Annotated in this window: 15 protein-coding genes; 8 read left to right on the top strand and 7 right to left on the bottom strand. The window is 40.3% G+C overall.

Annotated features, from left to right (window positions below; translation table 11 throughout):
* Nucleotides 1–37 precede the first annotated feature (37 nt).
* A complete protein-coding gene (locus tag HWQ36_RS07125; RefSeq protein ID WP_292699732.1) occupies nucleotides 38–3,286 on the bottom strand; it encodes an ATP-binding protein in 3,249 nt (1,082 codons plus the stop codon).
* Between the two features lie 761 nt (nucleotides 3,287–4,047).
* On the opposite strand from HWQ36_RS07125, the gene HWQ36_RS07120 reads away from it, so the two are divergent.
* From HWQ36_RS07120 to HWQ36_RS07095, 6 genes are all read left to right on the top strand, one after another.
* Nucleotides 4,048–4,629, top strand: a complete 582-nt coding sequence (locus tag HWQ36_RS07120; RefSeq protein WP_292699693.1) for a KaiA family protein — start codon at nucleotides 4,048–4,050, stop codon at nucleotides 4,627–4,629.
* 108 nt (nucleotides 4,630–4,737) lie between these two features.
* Complete coding sequence (gene kaiB / locus HWQ36_RS07115; protein ID WP_012409411.1) at nucleotides 4,738–5,052, top strand: circadian clock protein KaiB; 315 nt, start codon at nucleotides 4,738–4,740, stop codon at nucleotides 5,050–5,052.
* A 259-nt stretch (nucleotides 5,053–5,311) separates the two neighbouring features.
* Nucleotides 5,312–6,874, top strand: a complete 1,563-nt coding sequence (kaiC, locus tag HWQ36_RS07110; protein WP_292699687.1) for a circadian clock protein KaiC — start codon at nucleotides 5,312–5,314, stop codon at nucleotides 6,872–6,874.
* A gap of 103 nt (nucleotides 6,875–6,977) precedes the next feature.
* Nucleotides 6,978–9,137, top strand: a complete 2,160-nt coding sequence (locus tag HWQ36_RS07105; protein WP_292699684.1) for a TolC family protein — start codon at nucleotides 6,978–6,980, stop codon at nucleotides 9,135–9,137.
* 134 nt (nucleotides 9,138–9,271) lie between these two features.
* Complete coding sequence (locus HWQ36_RS07100; RefSeq protein ID WP_292699681.1) at nucleotides 9,272–9,697, top strand: hypothetical protein; 426 nt, start codon at nucleotides 9,272–9,274, stop codon at nucleotides 9,695–9,697.
* A 124-nt stretch (nucleotides 9,698–9,821) separates the two neighbouring features.
* Nucleotides 9,822–10,331, top strand: coding sequence for a hypothetical protein (locus HWQ36_RS07095; protein WP_292699679.1), 510 nt, complete (start codon nucleotides 9,822–9,824; stop codon nucleotides 10,329–10,331).
* Between the two features lie 196 nt (nucleotides 10,332–10,527).
* Here HWQ36_RS07095 and HWQ36_RS07090 read toward each other — a convergent pair whose 3' ends face one another.
* Complete coding sequence (locus HWQ36_RS07090; protein ID WP_292699676.1) at nucleotides 10,528–10,989, bottom strand: cupin domain-containing protein; 462 nt, start codon at nucleotides 10,987–10,989, stop codon at nucleotides 10,528–10,530.
* Between the two features lie 133 nt (nucleotides 10,990–11,122).
* Between HWQ36_RS07090 and HWQ36_RS07085 the strand changes: the two genes are divergently transcribed.
* Complete coding sequence (locus HWQ36_RS07085; protein ID WP_292699673.1) at nucleotides 11,123–11,305, top strand: hypothetical protein; 183 nt, start codon at nucleotides 11,123–11,125, stop codon at nucleotides 11,303–11,305.
* A gap of 80 nt (nucleotides 11,306–11,385) precedes the next feature.
* A complete protein-coding gene (locus HWQ36_RS07080) occupies nucleotides 11,386–12,165 on the top strand; it encodes a photosystem II S4 domain protein (RefSeq protein WP_292699670.1) in 780 nt (259 codons plus the stop codon).
* A gap of 124 nt (nucleotides 12,166–12,289) precedes the next feature.
* On the opposite strand, the gene HWQ36_RS07075 is transcribed toward HWQ36_RS07080, so the two are convergent.
* From HWQ36_RS07075 to HWQ36_RS07055, 5 genes are all read right to left on the bottom strand, one after another.
* On the bottom strand, nucleotides 12,290–13,066 hold the full coding sequence (locus HWQ36_RS07075) for an SDR family oxidoreductase (RefSeq protein WP_292699667.1): 777 nt from the start codon (nucleotides 13,064–13,066) through the stop codon (nucleotides 12,290–12,292).
* A 222-nt stretch (nucleotides 13,067–13,288) separates the two neighbouring features.
* Nucleotides 13,289–14,218, bottom strand: coding sequence for a hypothetical protein (locus tag HWQ36_RS07070; RefSeq protein ID WP_292699664.1), 930 nt, complete (start codon nucleotides 14,216–14,218; stop codon nucleotides 13,289–13,291).
* 371 nt (nucleotides 14,219–14,589) lie between these two features.
* Complete coding sequence (locus tag HWQ36_RS07065) at nucleotides 14,590–15,147, bottom strand: hypothetical protein (RefSeq protein WP_292699661.1); 558 nt, start codon at nucleotides 15,145–15,147, stop codon at nucleotides 14,590–14,592.
* Between the two features lie 631 nt (nucleotides 15,148–15,778).
* Nucleotides 15,779–16,384, bottom strand: coding sequence for an exopolysaccharide biosynthesis protein (locus HWQ36_RS07060; RefSeq protein ID WP_292699659.1), 606 nt, complete (start codon nucleotides 16,382–16,384; stop codon nucleotides 15,779–15,781).
* A 79-nt stretch (nucleotides 16,385–16,463) separates the two neighbouring features.
* Nucleotides 16,464–17,348: a lipid kinase gene (locus HWQ36_RS07055; RefSeq protein ID WP_292699656.1), complete on the bottom strand. Its 885-nt coding sequence runs from the start codon at nucleotides 17,346–17,348 to the stop codon at nucleotides 16,464–16,466.
* Nucleotides 17,349–18,096: the final 748 nt, after the last annotated feature.

Raw genomic sequence — 18,096 nt, 5'->3', positions numbered from 1 at the left:
CTGACTAATGACCAATGACTAATGACTAATGACCAAATTAACATTTGCCATTGTAACCATTGACAGCTAAAGCCTGATTGATCTGGTTTAATAGGTCTTCCATTGATATCGATCGCGGTAATATTTGGGTAGCGATCGCACTAACAACAGTTTCTATCGATTCCAAACCATTCTTTTTCTGCTTGTCAATTTCCTTATAAGCTACCCCAACCGGAAAACTGGTTTCTGGGCGATTTAATCGCTGATTTAGTACCAAAATTGGTGGTAACTTGTCAGGCGAATCTCCCAATGTTTTCAAAGCTCTTAGCACATCTTTGTGGATAGCAGATTCTCCTAAACAAATTAGCAGTAAGTCAACGCTTTCGTGGCGAATTTGTTGTAACACTTCTGCCCAACAGGGACTCATCGCCGCTTTGAAGCCTGCTGTTTGTAAATACTGAATTAAAGCTTGGAACCACTCAGACCCGCGTTCAGCAGTTTCACTACTAATTGAGCAATTTTTTGCTGTCCGATCGCCCTTAGCTGGCTTACGTCTTACCTGTGGAAAATCCCGTAACATTGTCAAATCCACTACCAAGATGTTAGGAGGGCAGCAAATACCAGAAGCAATTTGCAGTACTGATAGTAAAGCATCTGTTTTTTCGATGCGACTGCTGTTGTCTTTGGTAAATGGTGTTAAGTAAGGAAATACAGATAACCCTGGGATCTTAGAAGCTATTAAGGTAGTTGCAGCATCGCAAGTAACCAGTGGTAGAGCCGCCAAACGTGGGTGCTGAATTAGTTGTTGCAGATAAATTTGAGCGGTGGGACTTTCGACATCTAGCAAAATGACATCAAATTGCCATACCCGCGCCAAAAGTTCTGCCTGATCTAAATCATCTACTTCAATCACCCGATGTTCTCGAAGTGAGGGGTGGGGATTGACAGATTCCAATTGGGGATTCACCAACCTGAGAATTCGCAGTGGGGTTTTAGGTGGGATAATGGCGCTATTGTCCAACCCAAGCTGGGGAACAGCTTGTAAAGTACATAATTTTTCGAGAACTGGTGCTAATACCTGATGCTCCACTGGCAAACTTAAGAAACCATCGGCTCGGTTAGCAAATGCTTTCTCCTTTTCGGCCCCTGTTGCGGTAACTATGACAGATATATGACGGGTTGCGGTGTCAGATTTTAGTAAAGTCAACACATCCCAGCCTGACAACAGGGGCAGCAACGGATTCAAAAATATCGCTATTGGTTGCAAGCGCCGAGCTTTTTCGACTGCTTCTGTCCCCGATCGCGCAATTACTACCCGATATCCTAAAGCTTTGAGTTTTTCGGTCAAGTCTTCAATATATCGGGCTACTGCCTCGACTACTAAGACCAACCGTTGGGAACTCGCGGGATGATGCTGTGTAGGCGTACTGACATGGTGACGATCTGCTGCGGTGTTTTCCCGTGGCTGTTGTTGTCGTGTCTTCTCGTCTGCTCTGATTACCATATCTGGCTCCGAAAAGCCTGTTTTCGGGGGACTGGGTGGCAGAAGTAGTGTAAACTGGCTACCTTTACCTTCACGAGACAAAAAGCTGACATCTCCTCCGTGGAGGCGAGCCAAGGCCCGAGTTAAAACCAGCCCTAAACCAGTGCCTTCAAATTGGCGGGTGAGGGGATTTTCTAGTTGTTGGAATTTTTGAAAAATTAGGTGTTGCTGGTGTTCTGGAATGCCAATACCTGTATCCCAAATTGTAAAGGCAATCCATCCTTCCCAACGACTCACCCGCAGCCCAATTTCGCCGGATATTTCGGTGAATTTAAAGGCGTTGGAAAGTAGGTGTACTAGCATCTGGCGCAAGCGCAACTCATCTGCCACCATTTCATCTAAGCCTAGTTCAATGGAAAGGCAGAATTGGGGAGCAGATGAACGGGCATTTTCTGGAGTTTGGGATGTTGTTTTGGTCGTTTGAGTGTGGATGGCTTTGGCTTCCGATAGGGCGCGATCGCACACAGCACTTATTTTCACTGGTGTCAGCGTCAAATCCATTTGTCCCGTTTCCATCCGGGTCAAATCTAAAATGTCATTAACCACACTCATCAAGTGGCGGCCACTTTGATGAATCAGTCCCGCATAACGGGCTTGACGCTCATTAAGCTCTCCCAACTGCTGATCCACAAGCAAGCGCGATAATCCTAAAACGGCAGTTAGGGGAGTTTTCAGTTCATGACTAATACAAGCTAAAAACTCGTCTTTCAGCCGATTTAGTTGAATTAAATCGGCATTTTTGGCAGCTAATTCTTTGCAAAGCTGTTGCTGTTCAGTGACATCAGTAGCTAAAACTAACCACAAATCATTGCTGAGTGGAATCTCTGACTCAGCACTCATGACTTTAAACTCAGGACTATCTAAGGTAATTTTGGCAAACTGCCAGATTCGCTCCTGACCATTTTGCACTTCCACAACGCAGGTACAAGTACCCACTTGACTATCCAAATAGCACCGACTGTATACAGCATCTGGTGATGCTTCTTGCTGAGTCAGTTGTTGTTCGCTACCATATTCATTCTCCCTGCCATTGGAATGAACCTTGATTGCTCGTTGGGTGACATATTCTGATTTTTCGGAGGGCTTAGAGACAAGTATTGCCTCCACCTGTTGCCTAACTCCTTCTGGATCTTTCAAGGCTCCTAATTGCTGCCACCAGGCGGGATTTCGAGCTAACACTTCGCCAGTACCCGTTTGCAACATTAAAGGCCAAGGCAGTCTTTCCAGCAACAGGATCAGTGGCTGGTGTCCCAATGATTTGGCTTTATTTGGCGGCTGGACATCAGCATCATACTCATGGCGTAACCTCTGGATGCCTGAGCTTTGTAACCCAGCCATGCGTTCCTTAGCCAGCGATCGCAACAAGCGTGAACTATCCAGCAGCCCCAAATATCGACCATCCGAGTCAATCAGTGCCCAATCTAAGTTCTGGTGTTTTTCGGCTTGTGGATAACACAAATGCAAGCTTAATTGCTCTACACGCTCAGAACCTGATATTGTCTGTACTGGCTCAATTAGACCTTGACCCCAGATAGAGAGAGATTGGTGTAAATTTAAATTTTTATCGTCACTATGTGCTAATAATTTTTGGATTAAACGGGCAGAATACAGCAATCCGATGGGGTATTGCTGCTGATTCACTACTACCAAGCGATCGCACTGCTCTTGCTCAAAAATCTCCAGCACCACTGCCAAAGAAGATGTTTGGAGGCAGCTAGGTACGGTTGCCTGAAAGTCAGAAAGCGGGTAATCTAGCATTAACATAGGGCTTTTGGGGTCATTCTTCCTATGGAACCCTCCGGCATTTCCATCTGCCAGTTGATGGTCTTTTCGCCTGAAGTCATATCCTCTAAGAAGACTCATATAAGCAACTCTGGTTATTTCAACGCCATTAAAACAATGGGATTTCTCTTCATAAGCACTTGCTTGCGGACGAGTGCATTTTTTCAAGAGGCGACATTTCTCATTTCTAGCAACTAACCTCCTCAACGTCTTACTGGTATTTAAACTCCCCATCGATAGCGACGGCTACAACAATTATGGCCCCAAAGATTCGCTTTAGAACCTTGAGGAATTATAATGATTTAGAATGCGACAATCCTTTAAGTTCGTTTAAGTATCTTATCAAGGAGCAAAATTAAAAAATATATCTATTTATATACATACATAGATACACAAACAATAAATTAGCTACTGTGTCTCGTTATCACGACATATACCTCATCATCAAAGACTTACTAAGTCTTAACACTCAGTTGCTGCATTAAGCTGTTGAGTAGCTAGCACAAGTAGGCATAAATAAATATCCAGTTGAAAAAAGTTAAAAAGCTTAAGTTTAGTGCATAAGCTTTCTTACTTCCCACCTGCTGCCTCCAGCAAAAATTGCCTTCTTACACGATCTGCGAATACAGGTTGGGTAGAATCACCAGTTTACTGCACATCAAGTATTCCCCTAGAAGCGTTAGCCAAACTTATCAGCCCACGTTTCTTGATTAGGACGATCAAGGAGATAGATTAAAGAGTAAATGTTATTACCGATATTGATTCTGCGACCTGATGTTAACAAATATTTAGATAATTTAGTTGACTTAGCCAACCAAAAAGCTTGGATGGCTTGGGTGTGGAAATTTATTGACGCGATTATCGCCCAATTTTGCTATTTACCTGTTGCTGCAACGACCTCTGTAAAAACCAACTATTTACCAAATTGGCCACAACAAAATCCAAGCAAGGCATACACTAGCAACTATGTGTATGTATTTGCTAGTCAGATGCAAAAAAGTCAACAGCATTTTCACGAGATGAATCCAGCCGAAAGGCAAGGATTATTAAGACAGCTTAAATTAGATTACAGCCTAATACTTATAAATTATTTTACCACAGACAAAACACTCAAAGAAAAAATTGATAAATTTATAAATACTATATTTTATGCTAATATTCCTGTGCCCCAAATCATCGAAATTCACATGGAGGTAATTGAAGAATTTTCTATCCAGCTGAAATTAGAAGGAAGAAGCAATGAAACCTTACTTGATTACCGCCTGACATTGATAGATATTTTGGCTCACTTGTGTGAAGTCTATAGAAGTTCGATTTCTAAATAAAGTAAGTTTATTTATTAATATTTACCTTGGAACAAGCTAACACTGTTAGTTACTCCCAAAGTGCGAACGCATCTTGTCTTTCTCCGATCGTAACTAGCCTGTAAATATATGATTAAAGCCAAAAAAACCTACGTTCTCAAGCTTTACGTAGCAGGGAACACCCCGAATTCAGTTCGGGCATTAAAAACACTCAAAAATATTTTAGAACAGGAGTTTGAAGGTGTTTATGCTTTAAAAGTGATCGATGTATTGAAAAGTCCACAACTGGCAGAAGAAGATAAAATATTGGCAACGCCAACATTATCTAAAATTTTGCCTCCACCCGTTCGCAAAATTATCGGCGATCTTTCAGATCGAGAAAGGGTATTGATTGGATTAGATTTGCTTTATGAAGAACTGAGTGAAGGAGATTTTGAAGAGTAAAATAATTAATGATGCAAGAGATTTATAAAGTTAATTTTAACTGTGTAGGGAAGCCAGGATGTTGCTCTAGTCAAGACAGTTTTAGCACCCTTGAGCCTGTAACATTCAAGCAAAATATTTATTTTTGCTATTTTTTTGTCAGATTGTGACCTAAGACACCCTACTTGCTGAATATTTAGTTTATAAATAGCCTCACAAAACTTGAGTCCAAATCTTAGTAATAAAACAACAGCTTTCAATATCCTTTTATTATCAAGCAATGAGTCAAAACGAGCAACTAGAACCCAATAAGACACCAAAAAATGGGGGTGTAGAAAAAATTCGCACGATGATCGAAGGGTTTGACGATATTAGTCATGGTGGTTTACCAATTGGTAGAACTACCTTAGTCAGTGGCACTTCAGGTACAGGTAAAACTTTATTGTCTCTTCAGTTTCTCTATAACGGTATCACCTACTTCGATGAAGCAGGAGTATTTGTTACCTTTGAAGAATCACCCAGTGATATTATTAAAAACGCTCATGTTTTTGGTTGGAATTTGCCCCGCCTAATCGAAGAAGGTAAGTTGTTTATTCTTGATGCATCTCCCGATCCAGAAGGTCAAGATATCGTTGGGAATTTTGATCTTTCTGCACTCATTGAACGCTTGCAATATGCAATCCGCAAATACAAAGCTAAACGAGTTTCAATTGACTCAATGACAGCCGTATTTCAGCAGTACGAAGCAATGGGAGTAGTGAGACGCGAGATTTTTCGCTTGGTAGCACGTCTCAAAATACTAAGTGTCACCACTGTAATTACCACTGAACGGAGTGAAGAATATGGCCCCGTTGCCTCTTTTGGAGTGGAAGAATTTGTTTCTGATAACGTAGTAATTGTTCGCAACGTTTTAGAAGGAGAACGCCGCCGTCGCACAGTTGAAATTCTCAAATTGCGCGGCACAACTCACATGAAAGGCGAGTATCCCTTCACAATTACTAATGAGGGAGTTAACATTTTCCCACTAGGAGCAATGCGTTTAACTCAACGGTCATCTAATATCAGGGTATCTTCTGGTGTCAAAACCTTAGATGAAATGTGCGGTGGTGGTTTCTTTAAAGATTCTATTATTTTGGCAACAGGAGCCACAGGTACTGGTAAAACCTTGTTAGTAAGTAAGTTTATTCAAGATGGCTGCCTGAATGGAGAACAGGCAATATTATTTGCTTACGAAGAATCACGCGCCCAACTATCTCGTAATGCTTCTTCTTGGGGAATTGATTTTGAAGAATTAGAGGATCAAGGTTTACTAAAAATAATTTGTACCTATCCTGAATCAACTGGTTTAGAAGACCACTTACAAATTATTAAATCAGAGATTGCTGTCTTCAAACCAGCCCGCATCGCCATTGATTCCCTATCGGCATTAGCTAGAGGAGTGAGCAATAATGCATTTAGGCAGTTTGTAATTGGTGTGACGGGTTATGCTAAACAAGAAGAAATTACTGGTTTCTTTACCAACACAACTGACCAATTTCTAGGAGCGCATTCGATTACTGACTCTCATATCTCTACGATTACCGATACAATTCTAATGTTACAGTACGTAGAAATTCGTGGAGAAATGTCGCGGGCAATTAACGTATTTAAAATGCGTGGGTCTTGGCATGATAAGGGCATTCGTGAGTATAATATCACTGCTGACGGGCCTGATATTAAAGATTCTTTCAGAAACTACGAACGGATTATCAGCGGTGCGCCTACTCGCGTTAGTATCGATGAAAAGGCGGAACTTTCTCGCATTGTTAGACGTTTTGAAGACAAACAGAGTTCCGAACCCTAAATTTAGTATCGTAGTATATTCTTTCCTAAGTTTAGTATCGTGCTATATTCTGTGGTGAAGAAAGGTTTTCTGCCGCTAGATTGATTTTCGTGTGAGGGATGCGGTGAAAGGACAGCAATTATTCTATAGCTTCTTGCCTGGTGTCACGGCAGCAGTTTTAACAACTCAGCCTGCTTGGGCTGGTACTGTAAAACTAACTGGGGTACAGCTGGCTTCTTCTCCTAGTGTTTTGACTTCTGCTTATGGTCAAAACTCGGTTGTAGATATTAATAATACGCAATTGCCGAATGGTGCAAATGTTAGTGTTGTAACCCTACTACCTGGTTTTGGTTTCACTAAACTTAGTATGAAGCCTTTAAGTAATAACAGTATTCCAGTATTTACGGCTGGAAATACTGTTGTGCCAATAAAACAAGTACTTAAGAAAGATGAAGGTAGATTTGTCAGTTTGACACCTACCTCTAATTTTTCCCAACAGCTAGATGTCAGCCGTTCTGCTCGAAATAATCAAAAACAGAGTAAATCAAGCATTTCTGGGCACAAATCAGAGAGCATAGTAGTTCCCAACTACACTTTAAAACCCTCTTCTGCACGGCAGCCAGTGGTTCAAAAGAAAAATGCTGTTACTGAGTTGCAAACATTTTTACAAACTTCAGCTACAGGTGGAGAATCAGCAAAACTTTTGTCAGCGCCAAGATGCCCGCAGGAGTCAGGGAAAAGCAAGACTGATTCTTCAGCAGCTTTGCTACTGGCTTCAAGCACCTGTTTACCACAAAATGCTGTTGGCCGCATTGCTCAGAATAATACCTCGATTCCGACAAATTCGACACCAGTTCCCACTATACCAGGAACCGTAACACCTGCACCATCAGAGCCAGTGCAACCTTCCACTGGGCCGAGAACCATAACTCCTGTGCCATCAGGTCCGGTGCAAATTCCCGATAACCTGATTCCTAGCTCAAATCCCTTGCAATTTCCTACCAAACCAGAGGAAGTGAAACTTCAGGGAAATCAACCGATTACTTTGGCACAGGCTCTGGAGCTAGCACGGCGTAACAATCACGATTTACAGGTGTCTATTTTGGAGCTAGAACGCAACCGAGCGGCTCTACGCGAGGCACAAGCTGCTTTATTGCCAACTTTGGGAATTAGCGCTGATATTACTCGTAGTCAGTCTGCCAGTAGTCAGCTATCGTCGAAACTCCAAGAACAACAGACGGGTATCGCATCGCCAGATGAAGCTGGTACATCTTTTTCTGGTCAAGCACAGCTGTCATATAACATCTACACTTCTGGGAGAGTGCAAGCCAATATCAGAGCGGCTGAAGAACAGGTACGTTTCAATGAATTGGCTGTAGAAACTCAGTCTGAGACAATCCGTTTGAATGTTGCCACTGACTATTACAATCTGCAACAAGCGGATGAACAAGTACGTATTGCTCAGTCGGCTGTGCAAAACTCTGAGGCTAGTTTGCGTGATGCCGAAGCTTTAGAGCGAGCTGGGGTTGGTACGCGGTTCGATGTGTTGCGATCGCAGGTGAATTTAGCAAATGCCCAACAAGATTTGACTAATGCTAGATCCCAGCAGGCAATTTCCCGTCGTCAATTAGCAACCCGCATAAGTTTGCCGCAAGGAATAAATATCAGTGCCGCCGACCCTGTACAATTAGCTGGTCTTTGGAACCCAACACTAGAACAAAGCATTGTGCTGGCTTATCAAAATCGTCCAGAGTTGCAACAGCAGTTGGCACAACGCAATATCAGCGAACAACAGCGTAGACAGGCACTTGCAGAATTAGGCCCTCAAGTTAGCTTGGTAGGCAGTTACAACCTACTAGACCAGTTCGATGATAGTGTCAGCATTACTGATGGTTATTCATTGGCAGTTAGAGCAAGCCTAAGTTTGTATGATGGGGGAGCGGCAAGAGCAAGGGCAGATCAGTCAAAAGTTAATATTGCGATCGCAGAAACTCAATTTGCTGAACAGCGCAACCAAATTCGCTTTCAAGTAGAACAAGCCTATTCTACCCAGCAATCTAGTTTAGAGAATGTTCAAACCTCTAATACCGCTTTAGAACAAGCTAGAGAAGCTCTACGTTTAGCGCGTTTGCGATTCCAAGCTGGTGTGGGCACTCAAACTGATGTTATTAACTCTGAAAACGACCTCACAAGGGCTGAAGGTAATCGAGTCACAGCAATTTTGGATTACAACCGGGCTTTAGCTCAGTTACAACGGTCTGTTACCCTCAGAGCGCTACGCTAATACTGCTGACTTAATCTCTCAATTAAAAATTCTGAAAGCCTCATTGAAAGATGAGGCTTTTTAGTGAAATGATGTAGCATAACTGAATGTTCGTAGTTTACCGCCGTAGCCATCGCTAGCCTTGTCAAAGACTCATGACTAAAGTAACATCTCAAGAAATTGCACAGTTTCGCTCTCAATTAGCAGATGATCCCAGCGACATGGAAGCGCTGGATTTGATTGAAGACTGTGATGGAGATTTAGAAGATGCGGCAATGACGCTAGCTATTAGAGCAGGACAACAACCAGAAAGAGCAAATTCTGAGTGGTTAGATGCCTTGGCAAGAAAATGGCGTGTCGTCATTTGCGAACAAGAATACCGGGAAGATTTGCTTAATACTTCACTTCAAAAGATGATGGAACATCTAAAAGCAATGCCGACGTTTCCTAAGATTTTGGCAACCCCAGTTTTGATATACATCCTCAAACAAGGCGTAAACAATTTTTGTGAGCCACTAGATTCGCTTGAGTTCAATACAGACCTAACCCCCAACCACTTCCCTACAAGGGAAGTGGAGTAAGACTCCTAACGTTTGTACAGACGCGATTAATCGCGTCTCTACTTACCCAATATAAGATTGATTCGACCAAGACTGATACGCTGTTAATTAAGGCAAAACTTATATTAGACAAATTGTAAAATCAATGAATTACCTTGTTGCCGTATTACCAGACCGCATTCAAGCCGAAGCTGCTTACTTAGCTTTAGAAGAAGAAGGCATAAACAGTACTATCCTGGGGAAGGGGTATAAAACGGCTGACGAGTTTGGCTTAATTGACCCCAAAGACCAAGCCAAAAAGCAAGCACAACTGATGGCAACCTGGCTAATACCATTTGGTTTTTTTGCAGGTTTTACATTCAGCCTGATCACTGGTTTAGATACTTTTGCCTGGGCAGGTGAAGTTGGCAATCACATCGTTGGCGGACTGCTGGGTGCTGCTAGTGGTGCTATGGGTGGTGTGATTGTCGGTGGCGGAGTCGGTTTACTCGTAGGTAGTGGTGATGCTTTACCTTATCGCAACCGCTTAGATGCGGGTAAATACTTAGTTGCCGTTCAAGGCCCTGAAACTCTCACTCGGCAAGCAACCCGAATATTACGTCAGTTTGATCCAGAAAATATTCAAGGTTATGCTGACACAAATACTGTGTATTGAATATTTATTTGTAAGCCTGCTAAGGTTAGCAGTAGATCCTGGCGATACTATCTTCGATGGTTGCCAAAATCCCAATATTGAAAGCGCCTCATTAAGTTCAAGCGCGTATCCCGACTGTGAACCCTACCTTGAGGACAAGGAGTCGTTGCAATCAATGATTAGCAAAGAAGAGGCAATAGAAAAGTAGAAACAATTTTTAATGCCGCAACTGACTTTCCAGCGTTGGATCGTAGAACACAATCTTCTCCTGTTCATCTGGATCGTTGCGTGCCGTTAGCATATAAACGGGTTCTGTGGCGCTTAGATTACGCGGTTGATGGGGAACACCTGGAGGAGTAAACACAAAATCCCCAGCTTCGCACACTTGGCAGTGCTTAAGGTGATTTCCGTAACGGACTTCGACCCGACCCTTGAGCAGATAGATGGCTGTTTCATGCTCTGGGTGGACATGTGGCTCGGCAATTGCACCGGGAGGAATAATCATGAGATTCATCGAAATTCCCTTTGCACCTGCTGTGTTTGCGGAAAGACCGACAAAATAGGGGAACTGGTGGTAAGTCAGTATTTGTGGATCAGGGCGCACAACGGTAATCTCAGTTGACTTTTGATCGAAGGGTTCACAGGGATCAGAAGGATTAGCAGATGTATGTTTTATCATGAGATACTCTCCTTTGAGATGATTTGAGATCGGTACAATTGGGCTTCCCAATTGCGTGAAATTCAAGTTTAATGAAAGTGATTCCTTTGGAGTTGCGCTTTACGTTAATCGCTCTACCGTATTGATTTTTACGATGAATGGATGGTCATTATGCAAATTGGATCTTGGCTCATGCCATTTTTGCCATGAGCAATTGTTAGTTTTAATTCGCGCAGAAGACCACACCTTTTCCGATGAAGATGATGAATTAGTCTTCCATGTAGCTATCTGGCTTACCCAACTGGATTATGCAGTTGAGAGCAACACATTGCAGTAATGGCTGAAATAGGAATTAAAGCTAGAATCAAGACAGTTTTAGCAGTTTAATTCTCAATTCCTAACTCATAATTTTTAAGAATGTTGCCACGAGAAGAACTTTTAAAGGGTGTTGAAAATCGAGATAGTGTAGCTCGTGTAATCGACCAAGCAGAACAAGCTATCAAAACTTGGGAAGTAGTTTTGACAGATTTTCTATCCCCCCCAGAATTGGCGGAAATTCAACGGGTGTTTAACCGATTAACAGAAGTGCAATTAGTTGCGTGGGGCGGATATCCACAAGCTGAACGCCAAAGAATAGCGATCGCTCGTTCGGAACTTCCCCTAGATCAGTCTCAAGTCAGCCTTGTCGCCGTGGAAATTGCTGGTAATTTCCTGTTTGATACCGCCTCTCACCGCGACTTTTTAGGCGCAATGTTGGGAACGGGAATTGTTCGTGAAAAGACAGGAGACGTTATTGTCTTGGGAGAACGAGGGGCCCAGGCGATTGTCGCACCAGAGTTAGTAGAATTTTTGTCAATGAGTCTTAAGCAGGTGCGATCGGTTCCTGTGAAGACTCAGCGAATTGAGGTAACTGAGTTAAGAGTTCGGGAACCAAAGAAAAAAGAACTAACTACTGTGGAGGCTTCTTTGCGGTTAGATGCGATCGCATCTGCTGGTTTTGGGATGTCCCGAAGCAAAATGGTTGACTTCATTGATGCTGGTGATGTCCGCGTTAATTGGAAGGAAGTTACACAAGCTAGTTCTCAAGTCAAATCAGGTGACTTAATCGCCATTCGCTCTAAAGGACGTTTAGAAGTCGGGGAAATCGCCGTTACAAAAAAAGACCGTTACCGAGTTCAATTAACAAGGTATATGTAATAAGTTAGAAGTTAAGAGTAGAGACGCGATTAATCGCGTCTCTACAGGAGTTAAGAGTCGAAAGTTAGCATTTTTTAATTCCCCGCTTTCTTTAACTTCCAACTCCCAACTCTTAAATATATACTTAGGCTTTAAAGTGTTTTGCTAATATATTCAGCAGAAGTTTTCGTGGTACGAGCCGAGATAATTTGCTTCTAATTTGAGTACTAGTATCAGAACTAATAACAGTTGGATAGCCTTTTTCTAAAGCATCTAAACATTCCAAAACCACTTTTTCTGAAGAATACACTTTATCAGTACTACTTGCCAACGCTTGAGGGAAATTAGCTTCTGCAAAAAAGTTTGTTTCTATTGGTCCTGGACAAGTAACCAAAACACGGACACCATATTGACGATTTTCTGCCCATAGCGCTTCACTAAAACTGAGAATAAAAGCTTTACTGGCAGCATAAACAGAAAGGTATGGTATCGGTTGAAATGCGGTAATAGAGGATACGTTGATAATACTTCCAGACCGTCGTTGCCGCATCAAGGGGAGAAATTTATGGGTTAAATCTACCAATGCTAAAACGTTTAATTGGACAATTTTAATTTGTCTTTCTCCATCCCCTTCGGCAAAGTCGCCATAGTGACCAAAACCAGCATTATTGATTAATAAGTCAATGCTTAATCCCTTTGCTTTAATGGCATCAAATACAGCAGCAGCTGCATTCGGTTCCGTGAGGTCTTTAATTATAACGTCTACTTGAATTTTGTATTGTTCTTGTAGTTGTTTAGCTAATTGGCTTAGTTTCTCTTCGGAACGAGCTACGAGTACAAGATTTGTCTTGCGTGCAGCTAGTTCCTGGGCAAAAGCTTTACCAATACCACTAGAAGCACCAGTAATTAAAGCAGTTGGCATTCTAAATATTCAGATAGTTTTTAAGCAGCTTATAAATTTTAGCTATGCTAGCTATAAGTTTTAACTACCCAAAGTGATATACCCAAAAGACTAAAAGCAGTACTTAGTATTGAAGTCTGAGGGGAGTAAGCCTCCTCTCAAAACTTCTTTTTCCTAATAAAATGTTTGAAAAGTCCATCTAAAAGTGCATCAAGTCAAAGTAAAACACTTTTTAAATAATCTCTAAGACCTGAATTTCGGAAGTGATGTGAATTCTCCAAAGACACCAATATGGGAGATTCTTAAATCTTCTTCATCAGTATATTGAATAGACGAGTCGATTTTTTCTGGTAATTCTCCGTTCTTACACGACCATTCAAATACAAATTTAGAGTCCAAATGCTCGATGTTAGAAAATATCTGCTTCCATTGGCTTCGTCGAATTCTATTTCCCCACCTTGATTGTAATTCTTTTGAGTAATCTTCCTGTCGATAAATAAAGAAATCAAATGGTCTTTCTTTTCTATTTCTGTGATCCAGTAAATCAATAAGATGAAACATAAAACCATCTTCAGAGAGGCTACTTGCAAGATTTTTTAAAAGTGGCACAACATCATCAACTGGCACATGTTCCAACACAGATTTTGAGAATATAAAATCTATTTTTTCTTTGCTAGGCATTTTTTGAGACAAGTCAATTGGAGCAATGTATTCAATGCCCAAGTCTTGTAAGACTTCTACTGATAATTTTTTGAATGAAAGCAGTTTTTTTAAACGTAAGTGTATAGTATCGCGTTCTTCAAATGTAGATAGACTATCTAAAATACTCCAATCGACAGAATTACACACGGCTTTTAAAATATTTTCGGGTCGTAATAATGGGTACATATCTGTTGCATAAACCTTTTTTGCACCGAGAAGGTAAAATACTAACGAATGAGTGAGTAACCATCCACTTCCAATTTCAAGACAAATTTTATCATGCAATACATATTTATCTTTACCAGACTGAAGTAGATAGATCGCAATCTCATTGGCACAAATATCAAGCCTTTTGCCTTCAACAGCTAGCTTACTTGAATGCACTTTATTATGAAAATATTGGTACAGTTCAGATGATCTAATAATTGATTTAGTTTGTTCATTAAGAAGATTTTTTACAAGATTTTTCATTTTGCACATCTTTCTTGCTTAAATTATTGTGAATTGAATACACTACTGTTAACTGTAGCACTTAGAGTGGTTCTTGTATAACAAAAGCATATTAGCGCAGTATTTTATTATACGGTAAAGAATAAATACAATTATTGATAGATAACAAAAAACTTTGAATTGGGGACAAAAAATTAAATATTGAGGACTTTTAAGATTTGAATGGGATTGAGTGCAAAGTCAAGCTAGTTGCCTTGTATTACCCTTGGCTGTAGCGATGTAGAAGTGTTGACAGTCTGGTCTTGAGGGTTTCCCCAAATAGGGAAACTGGCGTGAAGCGAAGACTTACCGAAGGGTAAATATAGCGATTCAAATTCATTTTGAATTGCTAGCTACCATTTTTCAGACCAATAGATTATTTCTGAGGTGGAACTATTAATAGCGACACCATAGCTGTTTCCATGATTCCACTTGAAGCCAGGTCTGCCTTTGTCATCTGCATTTAATACTAGTATTTCATAAGTAGCTGGAAAAGATTCTGTAGGAGATTCACTGGTGTAGAAAAAAGTTGTTGGCACACCATTAAGTTGGTTTATGTGGTCGTTTGTGTTACCACCTCTATATTTGTACTTTGCACTATTTCTGTATTGTAAAAGTAATTTTTCTATCTTGTTTGGTGGCTGTTTCAGCCTAATTTGAAAAAAAGTACTTCCTTGCAAAAATTCTGGAGAGTAAGCAATACGAACGTCTTTGGCATCAGTAGGAATCTGATTAGGAAAATGTTTTACTTGATCATTATCAGACCATAGCTGATTACGAATCTCTCTGTAGCGTGATGTATCAGTTATTATTTTAGGCTCATTAGTACTGCTAAAAGCTGTTCTCATAAAAAAGCTTCCCCCGACAATACAAAGACTAGCAAGGGCTAATAGAAATTGCGATCGCTTCATTCAGTTGGGTGGGTCTAACTTTTAGAATCATATACCCAACTAATAAACTAAATTCGTACTATTGCGGATATGGCATGAGAGATATTAACAAAAACTTTGCGTATTTAGGTAAAATTGGGGCTATTTGTAAAATTAATGTGAAGTTAATCAATGATTATCTAGTCAAAAACCGCAGGTTATCCTCATTCAGACTAGTATTAGTTTTATAGCTAACGAAATCAATTCCACAGTTATTCATTTTTTTTCAATTCTTCCTGATGCAGCAAGAACTAAGGGGGATATATAAATAGTAGATGCACCTTAATTAAATCACAGCCCTTAGCTTTTAGCTGAGGGTTTTTTTAAATTAAATTTTTAATGCCTTGATAAAATAAATTTGTTTATAAGTCTAATTTTTCCGGATATAGGAATTAATAAAGCGGATCAATAAATGGTAGATGCACCTTAATAAATTACAGCCCTTAGCTTGAAGCTGGGGGCTTTTTTATTAGTTGTAATTTTTAATGCCTTGATAAAATAAATTTGTTTATAAGTCTAATTTTCCCGGATATAGGAATTAATAAAGCGGATTAATAAATGGTAGATGCACCCTAATAAATTACAGCCCTTAGCTTTAAGCTGGGGGCTTTTATTATTTAAAGATAGATGGTAGTAAACTTGGAGCTAACCATACTGCATAACCAAAAAATCCAAACAGCAAGGTAATTAAGAAAGTAATGCCGTAGCTGATGCAAATTAATAAACCATCAGATTCGATGGTGGCAACAGTCACAAGTAAAATACCTATAGTGGGGATGGGATTTGTAAACGGAATTGGTAATATTAGTAATATTGTTAATAAAGAGATACAAAACCCATTAATTCGCCAAATCAAAGGATTATGGGCTATTTTTGCCAGTCTGGGACGAGCGATTTTCTGTAAAACTTTGGTAACACGTCCTAAATTTTGCAAAAGTAACTGGGCGAAGCGACGAGGAAACTTGTAGTTAGCGATTCTTTTCGGCAGCCAAGGCGATCGCCTCCCTAAAACCATTTGCGCTGACAACAGTAAACAAGCACCACCAAAAGGGCCAGTTAATCCCGGTGGCATCGGAAATAAAAAGGGCAAAACTAATAATGTAATTACCAGGCTGAACCCTCGTTCTGAGGTTTCTGCCAGAACATCACCTAGAGTAAGCGGTTGTTTAGCTAGGCGTTCTAACAGGGACTTTATATCTTGGGAAAATCTCAGATGCATTTGGCGTGAGTTGATGCAAGTTCCCACATTTTTAACAGAGGGAAATAGAGGAAGTGAGGGAGATCAGGGAGAATAACTGCTAACTCCTGATTTCTGTGGGTGCTAAAACAGCTATAGCTTTAGGTATAACCCTAAAATGAGCCGGTGTGTAAGTAGTGATTTCACCATCTGTATTAATAGGACGCGGTTTGCGAGTATATACTTTTATTTCTTGACCTTGAAGAGAACGCACACTCTGCCAATGTATATGTCGCCCTTCTCGCATCGCAGGAAGTAATAGTATAATCTGCCACCAGTGTTTAATTTCCAAGCTATAGAGGTCTAGCCTTTGGTCATCTATTGTGGCATCGTCAGCCACTGCCATGCCACCGCCGTAATAACGGCCGTTACCCACAGCAATTTGTACTGTTTTCGCATGGACTGATTCACCATTGATCGCAATTTCCGCAGTAAAAGGTCTAGCTTCCCAAATGACTTGCAATGAAGTGGCGGCATAAGCAAATATTCCCCAACGGCGTTTGACTTCTTTAGTAAGTCGCTGGGTAATTTTTACACTCAATCCCAGACTGGCAACGTTAAAAAAGTGCTTGCCGTTCACCCAACCCAAGTCGATATGACGTAGATTTCCATTTGCAATAATTTTGCAAGCTTCGCTGAGAGAATTCGGGATTCCCAAAGTCCTCGCTAGGTCGTTGGCAGTTCCTAAAGGTAATATTCCCAAGGGCAACTGAGTGTCAACTAAAGCATCTACTGCTGCATTGAGAGTGCCATCTCCACCACCAATGATTACTAGATCAACTTCATGCTGATAGCGAAATATAACTTCAGTAAGATGTTTTGGGTCTTCTGTAGACTCCTCAATTAAATCAAAGCCGAGTGTTTTCAGATATTGAATCGCTTCCGACAGACTCTTTTGCCCTTGGCGGGCATGACGATTTATTAACAGCAGGGCGCGGGAACTCATGGGTAGTAACTTTTGTAGTTGATATGTCCAATTATCCGCATCTATGTATTCTGCTTTAAGTTGACTCTAAAAAAGTGTTTAAATTGTGATGATATTCATCAAAAATTCATTTCTTCAATGCTTATTATATTATTGTAAACAGTTTTTAATTTCTATTTTATCTAGTTTATCTCTATTAGCCCTCATTTTATTGATACTCAGTAAATATGATTGTTACTGTCTAATATGACTGTATTTAAGTATTTTCTTGTTAGTAAAGATATTTATACCAATTTTATAATAACCAGACAATAATTACAAACAATGCAATATTTATTATTTGCATAGATACATATTTATATATAGGAATCCGATTTTATTAATGAACATACTTGTGTAGGGAATAGGGAACAGGGAACAGAAAAGAAGGGAGTTAGAGGTGTACTGAGTTTTTTCAGAAATCAAATATGAGTCCTATATTAGAGATGCAATGTTAGATTTTTTGCTAGGCTGACACTAATATGATTTTATGAGAGTTTAAACACGTTTATAAAGATTATGTGAAGATCAAGCATGATGATATACAGGATTATTCTAGTTTATCTATCTTTGTGCTTATTGATCTATCCTTACACTTGTGATAATTAAATAACTAGTATAAAAATAAAATTGGATAAACAGCCCAAATAAGTACTTTTGAGCTAGCTATCCTTCTCTGATAAACATTCTGTACTCAAGTTAACCCAAATCAAAGTAAGTTTATATGTTT

This window comes from Nostoc sp. NMS2, from assembly GCF_017115105.1.
Lineage (GTDB): Bacteria > Cyanobacteriota > Cyanobacteriia > Cyanobacteriales > Nostocaceae > Nostoc.
This window is presented reverse-complemented; position numbering and strand designations above follow the sequence as displayed.

Coding starts and splice junctions, on each gene's coding strand:
- HWQ36_RS07120 (WP_292699693.1), top strand. CDS start 4,048: ATGTTATTACCGATATTGATTCTGCGACCTGATGTTAACAAATATTTA.
- HWQ36_RS07085 (WP_292699673.1), top strand. CDS start 11,123: ATGAATGGATGGTCATTATGCAAATTGGATCTTGGCTCATGCCATTTT.
- HWQ36_RS07075 (WP_292699667.1), bottom strand. CDS start 13,066: ATGCCAACTGCTTTAATTACTGGTGCTTCTAGTGGTATTGGTAAAGCT.
- HWQ36_RS07055 (WP_292699656.1), bottom strand. CDS start 17,348: ATGAGTTCCCGCGCCCTGCTGTTAATAAATCGTCATGCCCGCCAAGGG.
- kaiC (WP_292699687.1), top strand. CDS start 5,312: ATGAGTCAAAACGAGCAACTAGAACCCAATAAGACACCAAAAAATGGG.
- HWQ36_RS07065 (WP_292699661.1), bottom strand. CDS start 15,147: ATGAAGCGATCGCAATTTCTATTAGCCCTTGCTAGTCTTTGTATTGTC.
- HWQ36_RS07070 (WP_292699664.1), bottom strand. CDS start 14,218: ATGAAAAATCTTGTAAAAAATCTTCTTAATGAACAAACTAAATCAATT.
- HWQ36_RS07125 (WP_292699732.1), bottom strand. CDS start 3,286: ATGTTAATGCTAGATTACCCGCTTTCTGACTTTCAGGCAACCGTACCT.
- HWQ36_RS07095 (WP_292699679.1), top strand. CDS start 9,822: ATGAATTACCTTGTTGCCGTATTACCAGACCGCATTCAAGCCGAAGCT.
- HWQ36_RS07060 (WP_292699659.1), bottom strand. CDS start 16,384: ATGCATCTGAGATTTTCCCAAGATATAAAGTCCCTGTTAGAACGCCTA.
- HWQ36_RS07080 (WP_292699670.1), top strand. CDS start 11,386: ATGTTGCCACGAGAAGAACTTTTAAAGGGTGTTGAAAATCGAGATAGT.
- HWQ36_RS07100 (WP_292699681.1), top strand. CDS start 9,272: ATGACTAAAGTAACATCTCAAGAAATTGCACAGTTTCGCTCTCAATTA.
- HWQ36_RS07090 (WP_292699676.1), bottom strand. CDS start 10,989: ATGATAAAACATACATCTGCTAATCCTTCTGATCCCTGTGAACCCTTC.
- kaiB (WP_012409411.1), top strand. CDS start 4,738: ATGATTAAAGCCAAAAAAACCTACGTTCTCAAGCTTTACGTAGCAGGG.